The 21,424-nt window shown below is 46.8% G+C and carries 15 protein-coding genes; 13 read left to right on the top strand and 2 right to left on the bottom strand.

Translation table 11 applies throughout. The annotated features are described in order from the left end of the window. Window positions 1-267: 267 nt before the first annotated feature. Both J2X61_RS28650 and J2X61_RS28645 read right to left on the bottom strand, forming a co-directional pair. Window positions 268-1,359, bottom strand: coding sequence for a sensor histidine kinase (locus J2X61_RS28650; RefSeq protein ID WP_274472748.1), 1,092 nt, complete (start codon window positions 1,357-1,359; stop codon window positions 268-270). Continuing rightward, the gene (locus J2X61_RS28645) at window positions 1,356-2,048 is read right to left on the bottom strand and encodes a response regulator transcription factor (RefSeq protein WP_310192868.1); all 693 of its coding nucleotides are present in this window, start codon (window positions 2,046-2,048) and stop codon (window positions 1,356-1,358) included. Before J2X61_RS28645 ends, J2X61_RS28650 begins: the two co-directional genes overlap by 4 nt. Before the next feature lie 190 nt (window positions 2,049-2,238). Between J2X61_RS28645 and J2X61_RS28640 the strand changes: the two genes are divergently transcribed. From J2X61_RS28640 to J2X61_RS28580, 13 genes are all read left to right on the top strand, one after another. Beyond that, window positions 2,239-3,273: a DJ-1/PfpI family protein gene (locus tag J2X61_RS28640; protein ID WP_310192866.1), complete on the top strand. Its 1,035-nt coding sequence runs from the start codon at window positions 2,239-2,241 to the stop codon at window positions 3,271-3,273. Next, window positions 3,266-3,889: a DUF2306 domain-containing protein gene (locus J2X61_RS28635; RefSeq protein WP_274472751.1), complete on the top strand. Its 624-nt coding sequence runs from the start codon at window positions 3,266-3,268 to the stop codon at window positions 3,887-3,889. The genes J2X61_RS28640 and J2X61_RS28635 overlap by 8 nt, the downstream gene beginning before the upstream one ends. A 74-nt stretch (window positions 3,890-3,963) precedes the next feature. Then, window positions 3,964-4,353: a VOC family protein gene (locus J2X61_RS28630; protein WP_310192865.1), complete on the top strand. Its 390-nt coding sequence runs from the start codon at window positions 3,964-3,966 to the stop codon at window positions 4,351-4,353. Window positions 4,354-5,169: 816 nt separating this feature from the next. Beyond that, complete coding sequence (locus tag J2X61_RS28625) at window positions 5,170-8,424, top strand: S8 family peptidase (RefSeq protein ID WP_310192863.1); 3,255 nt, start codon at window positions 5,170-5,172, stop codon at window positions 8,422-8,424. Between the two features lie 12 nt (window positions 8,425-8,436). Next, window positions 8,437-13,203 (top strand): RHS repeat-associated core domain-containing protein, encoded by a 4,767-nt coding sequence (locus J2X61_RS28620; RefSeq protein WP_310192861.1) that lies wholly within the window; start codon window positions 8,437-8,439, stop codon window positions 13,201-13,203. Between the two features lie 4 nt (window positions 13,204-13,207). Then, window positions 13,208-13,447 (top strand): hypothetical protein, encoded by a 240-nt coding sequence (locus tag J2X61_RS28615; protein WP_310192859.1) that lies wholly within the window; start codon window positions 13,208-13,210, stop codon window positions 13,445-13,447. A 430-nt stretch (window positions 13,448-13,877) separates the two neighbouring features. Beyond that, a complete protein-coding gene (locus tag J2X61_RS28610) occupies window positions 13,878-14,195 on the top strand; it encodes a hypothetical protein (RefSeq protein ID WP_310192857.1) in 318 nt (105 codons plus the stop codon). Window positions 14,196-14,461: 266 nt separating this feature from the next. After that, window positions 14,462-14,998 carry a GNAT family N-acetyltransferase gene (locus J2X61_RS28605; protein WP_274472754.1) on the top strand — a complete coding sequence of 179 codons (537 nt, stop codon included), beginning with the start codon at window positions 14,462-14,464 and terminating at the stop codon, window positions 14,996-14,998. An 82-nt stretch (window positions 14,999-15,080) separates the two neighbouring features. Further along, on the top strand, window positions 15,081-15,992 hold the full coding sequence (locus J2X61_RS28600; protein WP_310192856.1) for an SDR family oxidoreductase: 912 nt from the start codon (window positions 15,081-15,083) through the stop codon (window positions 15,990-15,992). After that, complete coding sequence (locus J2X61_RS28595) at window positions 15,989-16,201, top strand: hypothetical protein (RefSeq protein ID WP_396135521.1); 213 nt, start codon at window positions 15,989-15,991, stop codon at window positions 16,199-16,201. Before J2X61_RS28600 ends, J2X61_RS28595 begins: the two co-directional genes overlap by 4 nt. A 157-nt stretch (window positions 16,202-16,358) precedes the next feature. Then, on the top strand, window positions 16,359-18,626 hold the full coding sequence (locus J2X61_RS28590; RefSeq protein WP_310192854.1) for a helix-turn-helix domain-containing protein: 2,268 nt from the start codon (window positions 16,359-16,361) through the stop codon (window positions 18,624-18,626). Between the two features lie 151 nt (window positions 18,627-18,777). Further along, window positions 18,778-20,304, top strand: a complete 1,527-nt coding sequence (locus J2X61_RS28585) for a DUF3502 domain-containing protein (RefSeq protein ID WP_274472757.1) — start codon at window positions 18,778-18,780, stop codon at window positions 20,302-20,304. 196 nt (window positions 20,305-20,500) lie between these two features. After that, on the top strand, window positions 20,501-21,421 hold the full coding sequence (locus J2X61_RS28580) for an ABC transporter permease (RefSeq protein ID WP_274472758.1): 921 nt from the start codon (window positions 20,501-20,503) through the stop codon (window positions 21,419-21,421). The last annotated feature ends 3 nt before the right edge of the window (window positions 21,422-21,424 follow it).

Here is a 21,424-nt window from a genome sequence, read left to right as displayed (position 1 = left end):
GCGTGGTTTGCTCCCCCGGCGGGCTAACCGACACAGCTGCCGTTATTCGGCGAAAACGAGCCTATTTGAGATTGTAACGGACACCAGTACCGCTATTTGCCGCTTGGGGCTCGATTTCGCCCCGATTTTGGGCACATAACGTCGCTGGTGTCCGTTAGTTTTGTGGCGGAAGGATATTGGCGGAGTTAACGGCTGCAGTGTCCGTTAGCTATGACTTCCGCAGCGCGGGATCCCGTCGGGGGCGGGCGGATTAACCCTGCCTCACCACTAGGCAGGCAGCCAGCCGGAGAGGACGGCTCCTCCGTCCGGATGGTTGCTCGCAGCAAGCTCGCCGCCATGCTGGCGGATAATTCGCTGCGAGATGGTCAGCCCCAATCCGGCGCCGCCCGTTGACCGGCTTCTCGATTGCTCCCCCCGGTACAACGGCTCGAAGATACGTTCGAGCTCCTCCGGCGCGAAGCCTGCCCCGGAATCATGGATCGTAAACGTGATTCGGCCGTCCTCCTGCCGGCAGTGTACAAGAATGCGGCCATGCTCGGGCGTATGCCGCACAGCATTATCCAATACATTGCTGAAGGCTCGCTCCAGCAAGTGCGCGTCCGCTTGAAGCTCACAGTCCTCCGGCGCGTAATGGACAGAGATCGCAATATGTTTCCGCAGTGCTTGCGGTCTCAGACTGTCGATCGCCTGCTGAACGATAGCGTTCAAGCTAACTGTGCGTTCCGCGATTTCCACGTGTTCCATGTGTTCCACGCGTTCGCCTTCCAGATACGCCATCTTCGTGAAGGTGAACAGATCCTCCACCAGCCGGTCCAATTGCGCCGATTTCTCTTTGCACACGGCGACATACTTCGCGATCTGCTCCGGCGATCTGGCAATCCCTTGCTCGAGCCCGTCCAAATAACCGCGCAAAGCAAACAGAGGCGTCCGCAAATCATGAGCGACGGCCGCAATAATGAACCGCCGCTCCTCCTCCAGCGCCGCTTGCTTCCGGTTCGCGGCTTGCAGTGCATCCACCATGATTTCGAACCCGTCCCGGACTTCGGCGATTTCCCGGATCGTCGTTCGGGGGAGCGTTACGTTCCAATCGCCCCCGGCAATTTGCCTTGCCGCCTGGCCCATCCTCTCCAGAGGGAGGAGAAGCAGCCTTCGCATCCTTACGGCGACAATAACGAAGGCGAGCAGCAGCCCTGCGAACGCCGCAACCATGGGAATCACGTATGACGAGTTCGGCCGGTCCGCTCCGAGCCGCAGCGACTGAGTTGTGATGAAGTGGGCCGTTACGAAGAAAATCCATGGCAGCGTCAGGAGGAGCACCAAGCTCAGCAAGGCATACGTGCGAACACGAAGTTTGCTCATAGGACGCCCCCCTCGAAGCGATAGCCGATTCCCCATACATTAGTCAAATATTGCGGTTGCTCCGGATCGAGCTCGATTTTCTCGCGAAGCCGGCTGAGATGAACGCGAATCGTATGCTTATCGCCGACGCCTTCCCAGAATTTCGCCAGCAATTGGTCATATGTAAACACATGTCTCGGATGCTCCGCAAACAATCGCAGCAGCTCATATTCCTTCGGCGTGAGCGAAACGGTTTGGCCGTCCACGAACACTTCCCGTGTTGATAAATCGAACTTGATACGGCCATAGTCCAATACTCTGGCCAAGTTTGGCTGCGACGTGTTCGTGCGGCGTAAAACAGCCTTCACGCGAGCCACGATCTCGCCGGGCGAAGCGGTTTTGACGATATAATCGTCGCCGCCTAGCGTCAGTCCGCGAATCTTGTCCACATCGTCGCTGCGCGCACTCAAGAACAGGATCGGAACGCTGCTCTCCGCCCGGATGTTCCGGCAGAATTCGAAGCCGCTCTGGCCCGGCATCATAATGTCCAGGATGATGCCATGTACCGTGTGCTGTTGGAACGCCGTCCAAGCTTGTGCCGCATGATTCACCGTTACGACGTTAAAATGATCGTTCTCCAAAAAGTCCCTCAACAATTCAACGATGCTCTGATCATCGTCCACGACCAGGATCGTCGGTCTTTCATTCACACTAATCCCACCTTCACTAGACGGAGCGAAATGCTCTTCCTCTTCTATATCCCAGTGTAACATCTCTCCCGCCAAAACAAACGAGCCCCTCACATATTGTGACGGTTTGTTTATCGTTTTGTTACTTTTATGGGGCTTATTTCGAGAGGTTCCTCTGCTATTCTTACTAGACTAGAAGGAGGTTATTTCAATGTTAACCGTACAAATCGTGCTGTTCGACGGCTTTGATCTTATGGATGCGATTGCGCCTTACGAAGTATTTTGCGCTGCGGGGGCTGCCGCTCGTGGTACGCTGCATGTGGAATTCGTTGCGGCGGAAGGAGCGGGCCTCGTGACGAGCGGGGTGAACGGATTGAAAATCGAAGCGCAGAGCAAGCTTAGTCTGGATCATAAAGGTATTATTCTAGTACCCGGCGCAGCCGGCGAGGTGGAGGGAGACAGTCCTGACGCTATTCCGGTCATTCTGAACAGAGCCGTGAACACGGCGTTGACGGGCATCCTTGAGCAGGCGCTTCAGCAGCCGGATATCGTGGTTGCCACCGTATGCGGGGGTTCTCTGGTGCTGGCGATGGGAGGTTTGCTGGAAGGCCGGCCTGCTGTAACGCATCATATGGGGATGGGGCTGCTTGAGGCAGCGGGGGCACTGCCGGTTACGGCCCGCGTCGTCGATGACGGCAATCTCGTTACCGGGGGAGGCGTAACCTCGGGACTTGATGTCGCCCTTCATTTGGTAGAACGGGAACTGGGGCCTCGCATTGCACATGCGGTAGAGCGGTTGTTCGAGTATGAGCGGAGAGGAACGGTATGGCGCAATCATGGTATAGTCCCGAGAAGCGGGGGAGCGGTTAGAGAACTGCCGTCCGCACCTTGTAGACCTCAAGCTGCAGCGGATAACGGCGAGGCTCCGGCTTTCGACGGGGAATGGGATGCGACAATCACGACGCCGGTCGGCAAGCTGGAGGTGAAGCTCCGTATTCGGTCGGATAACGGCATCCTGCAAGGCACGGCGACTATGGGGGAAGAGGTGAGCCCATTCCTCGATCCTGAGCTGGATGGCCGGATGCTTCGCTGGTCGCTGCGGATTATGAAACCGATGCGGTTGAATTTGAAATTCGAAGCAGAGGTTGACGGGGACCGGATGACAGGTACCGCCAAAGTCGGTGTTTTGCCGGTGTCGAAATTAACCGGGAAGCGGGTATGGCATGAGGGAGGAAAGCATGAATAGGCATTTTTATAAAATCATCGCTTGTGTCTGTACCTTATACATCCTGTATGCTCTGATTAACAACTTCATCATCAACCCTGGCGCTGAGACGTTCCTAAGTCATAAAGCGGATCTGGAGCGTGAACTTAAGCCCCGAATCTGGCTAACGGTCATGTACATTCATGTTGGATTCGCTTGTATAGCGATGGCATCGGGACTCGTTAACTTTGCCTCCCGCAGCTATGTGAAGCACCGTACCTTACACCGCCTGAACGGGTATGTCTATGCGGCGTCCGTGCTTGCTGTCGTGCTTACTTCCGGGTACATGGCACCGTTCGCCACCGGGGGGAAAATCAGCAGCATGGGCTTCAATCTGCTGAACATCCTCTGGTTGATCTTCACGGCAGCTGCTCTTATTCATATTTTCAAAAAGCGGATTCCCCAGCACCGTAGATGGATGATTCGGAGTTATGCTTTTTGTTTCACGAATATGCTCATTCACTTGTTCACCTTCGGACTTAACCAGGTTGCCGGCGTCGAGTACTCGACCAGCTACACCATCGGTTTATACGGCTCGATTGTACTGCTGTTGGCCGCCCCGGAAGCGCTCTTCAGGATCGAGAAGCGCATAGGCTAAAATTTCCTTTACAAGCGAACGTGTATTCGCTATTCTGAGGATGGGTGATTTTACCAGTTTCGAAGGAGTGATGAATGGTGGAAGTGATGAGAACGAAAGTCGAGAATTCGCTTACCGTCCTGTTGGTCTCCGATTTCGAGAAGTCCAAGCGGTATTATGAGAACGCCTTAGGGTGCGAAGTGAATGAACACTGGGCTATTCGTGACAATTTCGGCTTAGGCTTCAAGTTGCTTCAAGCAGCGAATCGAGAAGACGTCAGACCTAACCAAGGTACGTGGAATACATACGCTTATGTGAAAGACCATCATGCTCTGAATTGTTTATATGAAGAACTGAAATCTAATGGCGCCATGATTGCTTCCGAGCCTCAAGTAACCGAGTATGATTGGGGAACCTGGAAGGATTTCTCGGTTCAAGATCCGGATGGATACGTGATCGGGTTCGGTTCGGGGAGTAAGAAATGATCAGATATCCGCAGGCTTTTTTTAACTGATGAATGATTAATGCCATTGATTATCGGAAGCGAGGTCGGGTGAAATGAGAAAGTTCATTCCAAGAATCTCCGCCATTGAACTCACGGTGGATTTGGTTTCAGAGACCCGGACGGTAATAGGTTGAGTGCCTGCAATGCTATTCAACGAGGGCAGGTATGAGTGAGTTTGCTGTCTCGGCAGCCGATATAAGGAGCGGGTCTGCCTAGGCAGCGGCTCCTTGTTTTTTTTACCAAGGATAGATAACTATGAAAAATTAGACGCTCCCTTGTTTCCGGATGTATTGGATTATTCCACTACAGTGCAGGTGAACAATCAAATCATCTCCGGCCCGTATGTGCAGGGACAAAATTACGGTTATTTGGAAACCGACCGCTTGTATAATTAGACAGGTAAATACCCGGCAATGATTGATTTCAAAAACGGACTTCGATTCCCTCAAGACACCCGGTACTGCCCTATACAACAAATGGCTGGCACATATCGATATGATGGCAGGTTATTTCAAACCCTTGTGAGTTCAGGGAGTGGTATGGGAAGCGAGAGGATTTCGTCGAGGTAGTGTGGTGCGAGCTTTCGGAGTAGCAAAACAATAGGGGAGTTTTATGGCTGCCGGCGATCGGTGGCCTTTTTTTTCTGAACTTTTCTGAAGTGGATGGATAGTGTTGAGTTTACCGGTTTGGCATTTATCAATATTTGAGGTGATTCGACAAAATTACCTAATGATTCGGAGGGGGAATTGACTTATATTAGGAATTGTTGGAATAAATTGTTGATGGGAGTGAGTTTATGGATTATTTTCCGAAGGTTAAGCTTATTTTTTTAAGCCTGTTGGTTGGTGTGTTGTTGTTTTCTTTTTCTTCAGCTGGAGGTGTTTCTGCAACAACGTTAAAAGATCAGGATGGAACGATTACAGCTGCAGTGAGCGATAGTGAACAACGCGTCATTGTTACGTTTAAAGATAAGAAAAGTGTTAACAAGTCCCTAATTCAAAAGGGAAAGGGGAAAATAAAGAGGGAGAGCAGAAATGTACCATTGCTAACCGTTACCATGCCATCTAGGGAAATTGAAAAACTGAAAAGCGACCCCTCCGTTACGTCGATTGAGCCGGATATTCAATTGCAAGCGGCTGGGCAGATTGTAGATTGGGGGGTTACGGCTACCCAAGCTACTTATGCATGGAACAGGGGCTATACCGGCAAAGGGATTAAGGTGGCTATATTAGATTCGGGCATTTCCTTAAGCCATGAGGACTTGGTCGTAGAGGGCGGGGCATCTTTTGTAGACTACACTACATCTTACGATGATGACTATGGACACGGTACACATGTTGCCGGAATTATCGGATCCCAAAATAACGACGTCGGTATTGTCGGCATGGCACCAGAAACATCCCTTTATGCGATTAAGGTTCTTGATTCACATGGGGCCGGTTATTTATCCGATGTAATCGCAGGTATCGATTGGGCGATCGAAAACAAAATGGACATTGCAAATCTAAGTATGACAACAAGTGTAGACTCGCCTGTACTCCATAAAGCCGTAGATCATGCATATGCAAGTGGTTTACTTGTCGTAGCAGCTGCAGGTAATGCAGGTAATGCGGATGGAAGTGGAGATACGATTCAATTCCCTGCTAAATATAGCTCAGTAATTTCAGTAGGTGCTGTAGATCAGTTTTCTCAGCGTGCTGCTTCATCATCAACGGGAAACGAACTGGAGTTAGTCGCTCCAGGAGTGGGTATAAATAGTACTTATTTAAATAACGGATATAAAATATTGAGCGGAACGTCAATGGCAGCGGCTTTTGTTACGGGGGAATTAGCGCAACTAAAACAGCAAAATCCAACGTCCACTGCTAGCCAGTTGCGTACAGATTTAGACCAACATGTTATTGATTTAGGGAGTGAAGGTAGAGATACAACTTTTGGTTTTGGTATTATACTCAATGCTTCCACTCGTATACTTAGTAATGTTAACAATCTACCGAATCCAACTGTTGCTAGTTCCGTTTATAACAATGTTTATTCAAACCTGCTTGTTAATAGCGCTGGACTGGGCCCTTCAGTTATTAGGCAATATGTCGATTGGTCAATAGGTAATTGGGCTGTAAAGGACGAAACCCAGTACTGGCCAAATTTACAAAATGCAAAATCCATTAGCTATGTTAGAAACGATAATTCTGGACGAGAGGAGTACATTGTTCTATATAGCAACAATACGGTTGTAAGACAATATGTCGATTGGTCAATTGGAGGTCAATGGGTTGTAAAGGACGAAACCCAGTATTGGCCGAATCTGCAAAATGCAAAATCCATCAGTTATGTTAGAAACGATAGCAATGGACGTGAACAATATGTTGTTCTTTACGACAACAATACAGTAGTTAGGAAATATGTAGATTGGTCAATTGGTAATTGGGTTGTAAAGGACGAAACGCAGTATTGGCCAAATCTGCAAAATGCTAAATCCATTAGTTATATTAGAAACGATAGCCTTGGACGTGAACAGTATATTGTTCTATATAATAACAATACTGTAGTAAGGCAATATGTAGATTGGTCAATTGGTAACTGGGTTGTAAAGGATGAAACCCAATACTGGCCAAATCTGCAAAATGTAAATTCAATTAGCTATGCTAGGAACGATGAAGATGGACGAGAACAGTACATCGTTGCTAGATTAGATGTAAACCCTGTATTTAATTCAATTAGTTATAATAGTCAAATAGTTTATAAAAGTGTTTCAGGAAATATAATTTCTTTAACGGGTACAATCAGTGACTGGAATAATGACAATGTGACTATTAGTGCTTCAATTGCTGGGGTTACCAAATCCACTATAGTTTCAAATACAACATCTCCACAAACATGGACGTTGCAGTGGAATGTTCTTTCAGACAACATTCCGGCTGGCTCCTACAGTAATATAGTTATTACTGCAAACGATGGATTCTGGGGAACCGCAAGCACCATGTATACGAGCAATATTATCGTGGACAATGTTCCGAACATTCCAGGTAGCCTTACTCCTGGTAACCTATCTACATCCACTCCAACACTTGTTGCTGGTATAAATCCTGTCTTAAATTGGTCATTTTCAGATCCTGATGCAGGGGATACGCAATCTGCTTATGACGTTCAGATTTACAATTCAACAGGAACGACATTACTTAGCGACTCTGGTTGGATTGCATCTACTTCTAATTCCTACAAGATTCCATCAAACATTTTAACAAGGGGTACGACATACGGTTGGAGAGTCGCTGTAAGAGATAATAAGGGCGGTACATCTGCATTCTCATCAATTTATTATTTTAAACCAAATAGAATCCCAACTTTGACACTTACCTCCTATTCAGACGGTCAACAATTAAGTGATAATGTACTTACTTTTGGATGGACGTATGTTGATGCAGATGGACAAGCTCAAACGGGTTACCGCATTCAAGGGTCGAAAGATAATTGGGCTACAGTAGGATATGATTCAGGTGTTGTTAACAGTGGTTCCATCACGCACACTACCTCGGCGATTCCCGATGGAACGTGGAACTTTAGAGTCACGGCCTATGACGGAATGGAATGGTCTGCTGTTGCTCTACGCTCAAATTTGGGTATCCCTAATGCCTATGAGCCAAATAATACAAATGGTCAAGCTTTTGCGATTGCTTACAATACCGAATATACATCGGCTATTAACTCAGCTATAGATATGGATTTCTTTAAGTATACCGCTCCAACGACTGGTATCGATCGGGTGACATTTAAGATGCCTGCTGACAAAAATTATGATGTACACATTTATGATTCGAATATGAATTTTGTTGTTGCTGGGGCAGCAAGTGGAGCAGGTGTGCCGGAGAACATCATATTCCCAGTGAATGCCGGTTCCCTTTATTATGTGAAAATTATTGGAGCCAATGGAGATTTCAGTACATCAAATTCTTATACGCTTAAAGTAAGTAAATATACGCTCAATTACAATACTGGCTACCAGTACGATGCAAATGGAAATATTACTGGCAAGCAAACGAATAGTAACTAGGAGGGGCCAGTATTGAAAACATTTAGAAGAATATTGTTACTGACTCTCGTTGTATTGTGTATCGCTACACTTCCATTGTCTAACATCTACGAGGTTTCTTATGCTAGTGAAAGTCAACAGCAGGTAGGTGAAACAAAGGGTACACTAAGTGGTGCGAGTCAATCTTTGAAAAGAATTACGGAAGTTTATTCAGAGACAGAAGAAGATATTCAAAACTTACTGAATCGTGGATATTCACTAAATGAAATTGAACAAGCCTACCAGAAACAAGCTGCTTCTAATATGGATATAAAGTCCAGCTTAGAAACAGTTAAACCGCAAGCTGTAAATGTTTCGGTGTATGCGGAAAGTACGATTCAGAATGAAGTAGGGGAAAAAGATTTTAGTGTTTTAGAAACAAGTAAGGTACAAGCTGCCGATACTACCACTCCTATTGAACCGGACTATTCGTATGTAAACTTAAAACCTGACGAAGCCCCTTTTTCAATAGGGATTAATCAGGAAAACGTATCAACATTGTCTGGTGGGCTTACGATTCAAGAAAATGAATTTACGTTGCCAGGGCGTAATGGTCTTTCTTTTACCCTGAGTAGGACTTATAATTCTTCTGATTCAGCTTTATCAGGTATGACCATAAAGGATGATCAAAATATTCCTGAAAAACCTTATAACGAAAAAAGATATCCTATCGGTAAGGGGTGGAGTTGGAATACATCATCCATTGAGTACTACATTGAGAGCAATACGTACTTAAGAAAATATCTTCACCTGGCTGGATCTGGAGTGTATAAAATTGACGATAATAACAATCTGGTTGGATATCCTTGGAAAGACCTCAAATTTGAGGCGGATAATGGTACTGTAACTGTAAATGGACTCAAATCAGGTTCAGTATTAAAGTCCATTAGTGGCATTAATCAATATTTTGCTGCAGGTGGATTACTTATTCAAATATCTGATTCCTATAACAATCAGATACAATTCACTTACGATAACGTTGATCCAATAAACCCGCGGCTAAGTACAATATCCGATAACATAGGAAATACCATATCTATTACCTACACCCAGGATAACAGTATTTTGATAACAAAAGGAAATAAAACGATTACATACAGGTTTTCTTGGCCAAATGGTAAACGGGTACTGGCATCAGTAACTGATGCCATAGGCAGAGTAACTACGTATGATTATGCAATTAAAGGTAGTAAGTACAATTTACAAGGTACTACTCCTGAAATGGATAACGCATATGCGCTGCTTACAGGGGTTACACATCCGACAGGTGCCAAAAGTGTATATACGTATGAAGAAGCACCTACTACCCGACTTATGCAAATAAAAAGAACGAGACCTAAAGGTAGTGTTTCAATTAATGATGGCATGAATCAGTTCTACCGAGTCAAGTCGAGTGAGAATCAAGTTTTTTTCTCCGATGGGTCGTCAAGGGTCTATAACCATATTGATATCTCTTACAGTGGAGACATGGGAAGCCCTCACAATTCGGACATCCCTAGCTTCTCAGCGACCGTTGATGATGGATTGATCAAAACCACTTTCACAAATAAAAAGGATTATATAGACGTTGATACGCCAGATGTGTTCTACAAAACCAATGTTGTCACGGTTGCCAAAGATAATAATAATGTCATCTACACAAATTCTACCGATTATACCTATGATGAGACTCGACGTCTAACCGTTCCGAATACAACGAAGTTGACGAAGTCGAAGCAAGGTGTTACGGAAACATTAGTATCACAAACATCGAACGTTTACGACGATTACGGCAACGTTACCCAATCAACAGATCCGGCGGGTATCATAACGACAAGTGGCTATGATGCTAATCATCAATTAATAAGCATATCTAAGCCAATCAATTCCGGGCAGACACAATACACGTTAATAACGCGTGATACGGCGCATCCTACGAAAATTCTTTCACAGAAAGTGTATGATGGTAGCCCATCGGGTACATTGCTTACGCAAACAGATTACGAGAATATTGATGCTTCAACCGGGAATGTCGGCCAGATTCGAGTAAAGAACGGAACGGTTAACGATACATTAACACAAATTCAATACTCTCCATTGTACCAAGGGGCATTTCCGACACAAACGACAACAACGGTACATGACGCAGATAGTAACGTATCTACAATTATCAGGCAGTATGAATATGATCCATCTTCCGGAAAGTTGACGAAGTATACGGATGGGAACACCAATTCCACACTGTATCAATACGATGCTTTGGGGAGAGTTACATTAGCTACTCATCCGGATGGGAGCAACCTGTCTATTCAGTACGATGACTTGAACAATTTTATAAGAATAACGGATGAAACCGGTATCCAATCCTATACAAAGTGGAACCCGATTGGTTTGAAGGAAGCTGTTGGTATTAATGATCAGCTTATTAAAGCGACATACCAGTATGATGCCCACAGTCGAATGGATTGGAGTCAGGATGCACGGGGAAATAAGACTTATTATGGCTATGATCAATGGAGCCGTCAGAATACAGTAACAACGGAAGATGGGGCTGTGGTTTCTGCACTTTATGACGACATTCATAACATTAAAACGGGTACGGATGCTGAAGGCTATATAACTAGAGAGTACCTGGATATTTTGGGGCGTACTACGAAAAAAGAGGAAACGAAAGTTGTAAATGGCGTAACAAAAACGAATGTGCTGGCAACGATGGATTATAATTATGTTGGCAATATGATTACATTAACTGAGAATGTGATCCCTCAGAATGTGACTAATTTTGAATATGATGTTGCAGGAAGATTAACGAGTGTAAGGAATGCTAAAAGCGAGACAACAAGGTATCAATATAACCCGCTTGGCAGGCAAACAAGAACAACGTTTCCTGATGGAAAAACCAAAACAAATACGTATGATGAGATTGGAAGACTCATACGGACGGTAGATGCCACTTATAAAACTGAGAAGATGTACTATGACGGAAATGGGAACCTGACTAGGGTTGTGGACCGTAATGGAACTCATTTTAAAAATACTTACGATAACCGAAACTTCTTGCGTCAATCAGATATTTTAGATCAGACAGGCGTACCTATTCCTGTGGAGGCTGTCTCGTACGGTCATGACCTAGCAGGACGACGCACGAGCATGACGGACAGTACAGGAACTACGAGCCACACGTACGATAATATACTTGGTATTCTGAATAAAATGACATATCCCGATGGACGAACGCTGCAATATGGCTATGATATGCAAGGGAATGTTACGAATATCAGCGATCCATTCGGTTCGAACTCGTATTACGGCTATGACTCACGTAATCGTCTAATCAGCGTGGGCCCAACTCTACATGATGTAGACGCTCAATATGAGTACTATAAGAATAACTTACTCAAACATATCAACCAAGGGAACAACGTTAGTTCGGAATTTATTTACGATGGTATGCAGCTGAGTACCCTGACTGAGAAAAGATCAGATGGATCGCTTTTGAATACTTTTAACTATTCACATGATAACAATGGCAATCAATTGACAAAAGTAGAGAATGGGGCTGAGTCCTCATTCACGTACGATCAGTTGAATCGCATTGCGACTTCGTCCCAATTCGGGGAGACATTTGGGTACGATAACCGCGGCAATCGGATAAGTATGACTACCAATAATCCGTTTGACAGTCCAGACTCCTCCTACACGTACGACAAGCGTAATCGTTTAACGAATGTTGTAACGAAGAATGGTCGAAATGTAGTTTATAGATACAACGGTGACGGACTACTGTGGGAACGTACAGAGAACGGGCAAACGACGCGGTATTACAACAATGGCGCCAATGTTATAGCAGAGGGAAACGTAGTAGGTGGGGTAGCAACGCTTAAAGCAAGGTATATACGTGGAAATGGCCTTGTAGCCCGAGAAGATTCCGCAGGTAAGGGTTATTACGTTCATAATGCCCATGGCGATGTGGTGAATTTAATGGATCGTTCGGGTATGACGAAGCTTAATACGTACCAGTATGATATTTGGGGAAATATCGTCAGTCAAGAGGAAAATGTACCACAACCGTTTAAGTATAGTGGTGAAATGTTCGATGATGCCACGAGTTTGCAGTATTTGAGGGCACGTTGGTATGATCCCAGCATGGGGCGTTTTATTAATGAGGATACGTATGAGGGGCAGATTGATAATCCGCTGAGTTTGAATTTGTATACGTATGTTCAAAATAATCCTTTAACTCGTATTGACCCAAGTGGACATACACCACTAGCCCTTTACTTGATGTTGTCAATAAATCAGGCAGTTGAGGACAACTCTGAAGGATTACCCCACTATGAGGAAAAGGATGGGGGAAGTATAGAAGGGCAATCCGATGAAGGGCCATTTAGCTCTCCTCAAGATGTAGGTGAGGTACTTGCACGTGCTGGTAAAAATGTAGTATTCAAAGATAATGAGGATGCACCAATAAATCCCGAAACGGGAAATAGGGAAAAAAATCATGATATGGATGTTGATGGTGAACCCTTTGAAGTTAAGGCCCCTACATCAACGAGCTCCAGTACTATTGCCAAAAGGATTAAAGAGGCTGGTGAACAAGCACCTAATGTCATCATTGATGGCAGAAAGACAGGGTTAACTGAAAAACAAGCCATGAATGCATTGAAAGAAGCTGCGAGGAAAGGGAATCTTCCCAAGAAATTGACTGAGATATGGCTTAAGGATAAACGAATTAGACTAGAATCAGATAAGATGCCTAAAACTACGAAAAGAGAGGAGTGAAGAGATGGCTAATTTCAGGTGTTCATGTGGCAAGGTCTTGTCTAATTCTGTCAGTCCAAACGAAGTACAATTAGTAATTTTTTCGGATGGTGAATGGGAGAACATCCAAGAAAAAGTCAAAGAAGGTGCTGACATATTTGATTTTGAACCACAATTTGATGTCTGGCGATGCCCATTCTGTGAAAATATTTATTATTTCAAAGGGAAAGAGCTTATTAAGTCATATGTCTTAAAGAAAGAATAAATTTATTCACCCACTCTGCGACTAACCAGCGCAGGTGGGTTTTCTTTGTGTCCAGTGAACCTGCAAAATAAAATACTACTAGTTTGAAATTGAGGCGGACTGGATAGTCCGTCTCAAATGGGGGTCAGAATGAGTTCAGTAAAGAAGTTTTTTCTGCTAGCGGCAGCGATAGTTGTCCTGATTTTTGCTGTGCTTGTTTATTATGTAACTGAAGGCTCACCTGATAGATAAGGTATAAGTTTAAAAAGAAAGTATTGGCGTATATTAGAGAAAACTTTTCTCAAGTAATTGTGATTGACTGCGTGAATTTTAGATTTAAAAATTCAACCTATGACGATACAGCTCATCCTAAGAATAACAAAGAGGTGCGATTTGAATATATAAGTTACAATCAGATAAGGCATTTAGGAACACCTATCTAACGACATGGTTGGAACATGAAGTAGAAGCAGAACTCGATCCTTACATTAAAAGCGTATATACCCCAAAAGATAAGGGAGTTATGAGAATAAACGTTCCTGAAAGCGTGCGTAGTAAATACACAACGATACCGATGCATAAAGCACCAAGCTATCAAGATGTAAAACAAGATTGGACTGATTGGATGAAAGGAATTGTTTGGCCTGGCCATATTACTAACAAAGCACTAATATTAAGGGATCAAGATGGAAATCATTACGAGTTCATACCTGGAGAATTAGGGGAATTTGACAATCAATTAAATAAGTTATACGACCTTATTGGCTGATTTTAAACCACCTTACGATTAATCATCATTGAAGGGTGGTTTTCCATTTTACGGTCGCTGTATCTTAACATAGAAGGTAGCCCTGGCTGTGAAACACAGCATAATAACAAAGAATCAAAGCTTATCCTCCACGCCCTCACCGTCCCTGATAGAGCCGAGAAACGGCTTGTCTCCCAAGCGGATTCTATGCGACCCCTTATGAGTATAAGAACTAGTTTTAAGCACTATGCTACTATAAAAACAGACTTCATTCGGAGGCCCAAACCATGCACCAATCCGTCAAACTGATCAAGCCATCAGCAGACTACAAGCAGGAGTACATATCGTTTTACGAAGACTGGAAATCGACCGGCGAAGATATCGTTCCATGGGTAGTGGAGAAAGAGCCCTACGATTTTACGGCGATGGTGAATTTCCTGTACTCGCAAGATACGGAGGATAAAATCGAGGATCACAGCTTTGTCCCGCATTCGACCTATTGGCTTGTGAACGAGCACAACCGGATTGTCGGGGCCGTTAACATAAGGCACAGACTTAACGCGAAGCTCCTAAATAGCGGCGGACATATCGGTTACGGCATCCGCCCGTCAGAAAGACGGAAGGGATATGCATCCGCGCTTCTGGCATTGGCTTTACAAGTGACGCAAGAGATGGGTTTGGACAAGGTGCTGCTTGTTTGCGATAAGGGGAATGTGGGATCGGAAAGAACTATTGTCAAAAATGGCGGCCGCTTCGAATCGGAATACGTGGAGGAGGACGGAAATGTCGTCAGGCGGTTCTGGATTCAGCTTCAACGAAGCTAACCCGTCACGCTATCCATGACATAAACTGACATACTTAAGGGTTATACTTGGTAACAGATCAACCGAAGGAGTGTAACCCTAGATGAAACCTTTACAAGGAAAAGTAGCTTTGGTGGCAGGTGCGACACGAGGCGCAGGCAGAGGCATCGCGATCGAATTGGGAGCGGCCGGGGCCATGGTCTATGTGACAGGTCGCACGACACGGTCGCAGCCGTCCGAGTACAATCGCCCGGAGACGATTGAGGAAACCGCAGAGCTCGTTGGCGATGCGGGCGGACAGGGGATTGCGGTCCAAGTGGACCATCTGGATCCCGATCAGGTGCAAGCGTTAATAACCCGCATTGAGAAGGAGCAGGGGAGACTGGACATCCTGGTCAACGATATCTGGGGCGGCGAGCATTTGACCGAGTGGAACGTGCCGGTGTGGGAGCAGTCCCTGGAGAAGGGATTTCGCTTGCTGCGGCTTGCCATTGATACGCACATTATAACGAACCATTTCGCGCTTCCTTTGCTAATTCGCAACGCGGGAGGGCTTGTCGTAGAGATGACGGACGGTACGGCGACGTATAACGATACCAACTACCGTTTATCCATGTTCTACGATCTGGCGAAGACGTCCGTCAATCGTATGGCCAAATCATTGGCTCATGAACTCGCTCCTCATGCATGCACGGCCGTCGCTTTAACGCCGGGATGGATGCGTTCGGAGATCATGCTCGAGCACTTCGGCGTGAAGGAAGCGAACTGGCGGGACGCTACGGCGGCCGAACCGCATTTCGGCATCTCCGAATCGACGCGTTACGTCGGGCGTGCGGTTGCCGCACTGGCCGGGGATTCGAAGGCCGCCAGATGGAACGGCCGCTCACTCTCAAGCGGCGAGCTCGCGAGGGTCTACGGATTTTATGACCTTGACGGTTCGCAGCCGGACTGCTGGCGGTATCTGGTTGAAGTGCAGGAGGCAGGCAAGCCGGCGGATACGACGGGTTACCGGTGAGAAGAGCAGGCCTGCCGCGAAAGCGGCAGGCTTTTTCCGCTGTCCACCGCCGTCCCGGCGCATGTTGGAACGGCCGCTCACTCTCAAGCGGCGAGCTCGCGAGGGTCTACGGATTTTATGACCTTGACGGTTCGCAGCCGGACTGCTGGCGGTATCTGGTTGAAGTGCAGGAGGCAGGCAAGCCGGCGGATACGACGGGTTACCGGTGAGAAGAGCAGGCCTGCCGCGAAAGCGGCAGGCTTTTTCCGCTGTCCACCGCCGTCCCGGCGCATGTTAAAATCCGCACCTTTTTGGTAAGATTCATACTGTACAATACACATCACCTGTCTTATGTTAGTTAAGATTGTACAGGAGGAATGATAGGGCATGTGGAGCCGGATGAAGCCGAAGAAAATGTATTTAAGCATCTTTTTGTATTCCTGTTTGGCTATAAGCCTGCTTACCCTCGTATTCACGATATTCCTGAGCCAGCAGTTTTCCAAGAGCGCGTTGGATGAAATGGATAAGTCGAATCAGGAGAAAATCAAACAAGTTGTGAAGACATCCGAATTCACACTGCAGAAGCTGCGCCAATTCGCTTTAAGAGTGTACTCGGACGACAGCATTGCGAGCTGGCTGAACATGAAAAGAGACGATTACTCCCCTTTATTCTTGAACAAAGCGGCAATCAGCGTCAGGGAATTTATGAGCAGCGAGCCGTTCATACACGGCATATATTTAATCAATTTCAATACGGATCAGATCTATACTTCGGACTCCAGTGTTTATACGACGAAGAATTTCTACGATCAAACGATGCTGAATTACATAAGGGGTCAGAAGACGCCGTACATGCAGTATTTTAACCATGAAGCGGATGGCGAATCGTTCCTGGCGCTTGTCGTCCCGGCAGCAGGGCCGAATCAGAGCTATCAGGGATATGTCGCGATTCTGTTCAGTAAACCGCTGCTGAATGAGAACATGCTGCAGATTGCACAGGAAGATCAGAATAAAGTTTATATCGAAGGCGCGAAACACGAATTCATATTAGGCAATACGGATCCAGAATTGACCGAGGAGCTGCAGGAAGCGGCGAACCGAACCACGGAACCTAGTTGGCAATGGAAGTCCGGCAACGAGACATGGTCGATTCGGACAGAGCGGCTGCCTATCGAAGGATGGAACGTATACCATCTGTCGCCGATCTCTCTATGGCAAGCGAAGGTCGCCAAAATCCGGGTGGAAATTATCGGATCTTCGATCGTACTTGTATTGGCTCTTTTATTATTCTTGTTTTGGCAATCGTACCGAAGCTTGAAGCCCATCAGCGATTTGGCTTCGCAAATCCAGAGCAAGCTGGGCAAAAAGCAGACCGCCTCTGAGACGAAGAATACGAATAATGAGATGGAGACGATTCATACCGGGTTCCATTCGTTGGTGGAGCAGCTCGAGCAATTGGACTTGTCGATCAAGAGCAGTCAAGCTTTGGTCAAGGATGATTTCTTGCGACAATGGATTCTGAATGCGCAAGCTTCCAAACCGATTGAACAATTCATTCGCAATGAAACGGCCATCCTGGCGACAGGTTGGTTTCGTATGGCTGTCCTGCGGTTGGAGTCGTACGGACGCTTCGAAGAGCAGTACGATTTCGCTTCGCGGAAGCTGCTGCGTTACGCCATGGGGAACATTATGGCCGAAGTCCTTGCGAATCACGGGTTCTCGGCCGAAACCGTCGATTTCAATTCGGATCACATCGTCGCCTTACTCTCCTCTTCCGGGTCGGAAGAGGAGAGGGCGCTGGCCATCCGGGCGATGGAGGATGTCAGGGAGCAGATCAGACGTTGGCTGAAGCTGGAACTGCATGCCGCGATGAGCTCCGTTATGGATGCGGAAGAGAATTTGCATATTATTTATACGCAGTTGTACGAACTGTCGTTATTGGGATTCATCCATCACGAGGACAGGGTGTTTACTTCAGAAGATCTGGAGCGCTATGAACGAGGCAAAGACAACAGCGATCTGGACGAAGTGCTGCTGAAGCAAGTGATTCACTCCGTGCAGCTTAAGAACGACATGGCGCTGGAAGGATACTTGGATCAACTTACGATGCATATGCAGGCGTTGAGCTACGAAGAATGCAAGCTGCAGTTGACGCACATTATTTATTCGATTATGAAAAGCTTCAAGAGCTATACAACGTTTCAAGGGATGAAGGGGATTCACACTTTCCTGGAACAATTTGCAACCTTGGAAGAAGTGAAGACCTGGCTGTACCGAGAGCTGCTGCAGATTATGGACCAGCATCGCAAGAAGAGTACCGCCAGCCGGAAGGATGAGGTCGCAGCAGAGATGATCGAGTATGTGCGTAATCATCTGCATAATCCGATGCTTACCGTCGATGACATCGCGGCGCACGTCTCCATGTCTGTGAACTATGCCAGACAAATTTTCAAGGACCGTTTCCTGTGCTCCATTTCGGATTACATAACGAACCAGCGGATCGAATATGCGATCAATCTGCTGACAACGACCGATTGGACCGTTGCGGATATCGCCGTGCAATCCGGTTTTCAAACGAAGAGCACCTTCTTCTCTCTGTTCAAACGGGCAACCGGCATGACGCCGAACCAATACCGCTTGGAGCTTAAGAATTAAGGGAGTCGGAATTCGTACTCGGCGTGTTAGCAAATTCAAACTCCTTCTTTTGTAACAATTCATACTGATTGATAGATACCGGACTGTACGGCAACAGATCGTTCTGCGTATGATCTATCACGAATCGATCATCACACAGGAGGGGTTAGCAATGAGAGCAAGCAGGAAAAATATTTTATTATCAGCAGTCTCGCTATTATTAGCGGGTACACTTGCCGCATGCGGTTCGACCAATGAGACAGGCGGTGCGGCATCGCCAGAGGGCAAACCGGTGGCTTCCGACAGTGCCAAGTTGAGTCCGGTAACGCTGAAAATTATGTTCCCCGGGGATCCTCCGGCCAACTGGAGCGAAGTCAAAGGCGAGATGGAGAACCGTCTGGCCGGCACATTGAACGTGAAGTTGAACGTGGTCTTCATCCCATGGGCGGATGTCCTGCAGAAACGTCAGGTTGCCCTGTCGTCTGCGGAAGATTACGACCTGATCTGGGATAATAATCCGTACCAGAATATTGCCGCAGGACTCTACGAGCCATTAGACGCTATCCTCGACAAAGTGGGGCCGGACATCAAGAGCAACCGCTCCGCCCAGTTGATGGAAGCCAATAAGGTGAACGGCAAATTGTATGCGGTTCCGCTGGAAGTGAATTTCATCCGGCCGTGGACGTTCGTGATCCGCAAGGACATCCGGGAGAAGCTTGGCATTGAGCCGATCAAGAGCTATGACGATTTGGTCAAATTCATGTACGCGGTGAAGGAGAAAGCTCCCGAGATCACGCCGTACATTCCGAACGGCACCGAGCATGTGGGCATAAAGATGGCCGGTATGCTGGATCCCAAAGCCAATCTCGCTCCGATTTCGAATTATCCCGGGCTTTATACGAAAGGATCTGACGGCAAAGCATATAATATTTTCGATAACATGGATCCGATGATCATGAAAAATTTCGAGCAAAACTATAAGCTCTATCAGGACGGAATTCTCGCCAAAGATACGCTGATTCTGAAAAATGCGGAATTCGCTAAGGGGAAAGCGGCGGTATCCACCTTCAACGATTTCGGCGTTGCGCTGAGCACGCGGACTTCCTTGGAAAAGTCGGTTCCGGGGGCAACGGCAGAAGCCTTCAGTCTATACGATTCGAGCATGAAGCTGCCTTCCACGTTCAAAGCAGGCAACTTCATCGCCGTTCCGGTCGTCAGCAAAAATAAGGAACGCGCCGTTCAATTCGTCAACTGGCTGAATCAGAAGGATAATTACGACTTGCTCGCCTACGGGATCAAAGGGAAGAACTGGGAGGATGCGGGCGAAGGCTTGTATAAACCGATCAAAGAAAATCCTTACGCCGGCGTTCCCTTCGCATGGGGCTGGAACTCCAAGCTGGACCGCATTGATGCCAGCCTGCCGGAGGACGTCATTAAGCTGAACAAGTGGCAGCGCGATCCCAACAATTTCACCTCGGATATTTTGGCCGGATTTACATTCGACCCAAGCCCGGTATCCAACGAAATTGCTCAACTGAGTTCCGTAGGCAAGGAGATGTACGATCCGATCATTATGGGGGTCGTCGAGCCGAAGGCAGGGTTGGCGAAGTTCAAGGATAAGGCGTACGCCAATATCAAGAAGATTCAAGATGAGTATCAGAAGCAGCTGGACGCTTTCTTGGCCGGCAAAAAGAAATAAACGGCCAGCAAGCCGGCGACCTGGATGTCAGGTTCGCCGGCTTTTTCAATTGGTAAACTCCGTACTGCGTCGTGTGGTAGAATTCGTACCCCTACAAGCCGTTACCGTTCGAACTCATTGATAAAAGCAAGACTATACGCCGCCATCGGCAATGAGTAAGATACAAGCACAGACGAAAGGAAAGGTGAGCTTGGTCATGAGCATAATACAGGAACTCAGAAAAAATAGATGGCTGTACGTGATGGCGCTTCCTGTGGTGGTGTATGTATTCATTTTCTCTTACATGCCGATGTCCGCACATTTGCTGGCTTTTAAGCAGTTCATTCCGGTGAAAGGCATTTGGGGCAGCCGGTGGGTCGGATTGGATAATCTGACGTTCTTCTTCACAGGTCCCGATTGGCTGGCGGTTACTTTAAACACGGTGTTTTTGAACCTGTTGTTTATTGTTGCAGGCACCGTGAGCTCTTTATTAATTGCATTACTATTAAATGAGATTAAACAAGCGTTTTTCAAGAAGCTGACGCAATCGCTCGTCATCCTGCCCCATTTCATTTCCATTATTGTGGTCAATCTGATGGTTATGAATTTCTTTAACGGACAGGACGGCATGATTAACGGCATTCTGAAGGCGGCAGGTTTGCAGACGGTCGATTGGTTCCAGACGCCATCGGTCTGGCCGCTGCTGCTGACGATCATCTTCGTCTGGAAGGGAGCGGGCTGGGGGTCGATTATTTATTTGGCGACGATCACCGGCTTCTCGGAGGAATATTATGAGAGCGCCAGAATGGACGGCGCCAAGCGCTGGCAGCAGATTTGGTACATTACCCTGCCGCTCTTGCGTCCGACAATTATCGTCTTGACGCTGCTTGCATTGGGACGGATCTTCTACGGCGATTTCGGCCTGATCTATGGGATTATCGGGGACAATTCCTTGCTCTTCAAGGCAACGGATGTCATCGATACGTATACGTACCGGGCTTTGAGAGACGTTTCGAATATGAACAGCTACAGCAATGCGGCGGCCGTAGCCTTGTTCCAATCGGTCATGGGCTTTGTCACGATCCTGTTTTTCAATTGGGTTGTCCGCCGGGTCGATGGCGACTCGAAGTTATTTTAGGAG

The organism is Bacillus sp. 3255, assembly GCF_031456485.1.
Taxonomy (GTDB): domain Bacteria; phylum Bacillota; class Bacilli; order Paenibacillales; family NBRC-103111; genus Paenibacillus_E.
The sequence above is the reverse complement of the archived record's forward strand: the minus strand, read 5'-3'. Positions and strand labels throughout refer to the sequence as shown.

Coding starts and splice junctions, on each gene's coding strand:
- J2X61_RS28650 (WP_274472748.1), bottom strand. CDS start 1,359: ATGAGCAAACTTCGTGTTCGCACGTATGCCTTGCTGAGCTTGGTGCTC.
- J2X61_RS28640 (WP_310192866.1), top strand. CDS start 2,239: ATGTTAACCGTACAAATCGTGCTGTTCGACGGCTTTGATCTTATGGAT.
- J2X61_RS28635 (WP_274472751.1), top strand. CDS start 3,266: ATGAATAGGCATTTTTATAAAATCATCGCTTGTGTCTGTACCTTATAC.
- J2X61_RS28630 (WP_310192865.1), top strand. CDS start 3,964: ATGGTGGAAGTGATGAGAACGAAAGTCGAGAATTCGCTTACCGTCCTG.
- J2X61_RS28625 (WP_310192863.1), top strand. CDS start 5,170: ATGGATTATTTTCCGAAGGTTAAGCTTATTTTTTTAAGCCTGTTGGTT.
- J2X61_RS28615 (WP_310192859.1), top strand. CDS start 13,208: ATGGCTAATTTCAGGTGTTCATGTGGCAAGGTCTTGTCTAATTCTGTC.
- J2X61_RS28605 (WP_274472754.1), top strand. CDS start 14,462: ATGCACCAATCCGTCAAACTGATCAAGCCATCAGCAGACTACAAGCAG.
- J2X61_RS28600 (WP_310192856.1), top strand. CDS start 15,081: ATGAAACCTTTACAAGGAAAAGTAGCTTTGGTGGCAGGTGCGACACGA.
- J2X61_RS28590 (WP_310192854.1), top strand. CDS start 16,359: ATGTGGAGCCGGATGAAGCCGAAGAAAATGTATTTAAGCATCTTTTTG.
- J2X61_RS28585 (WP_274472757.1), top strand. CDS start 18,778: ATGAGAGCAAGCAGGAAAAATATTTTATTATCAGCAGTCTCGCTATTA.
- J2X61_RS28580 (WP_274472758.1), top strand. CDS start 20,501: ATGAGCATAATACAGGAACTCAGAAAAAATAGATGGCTGTACGTGATG.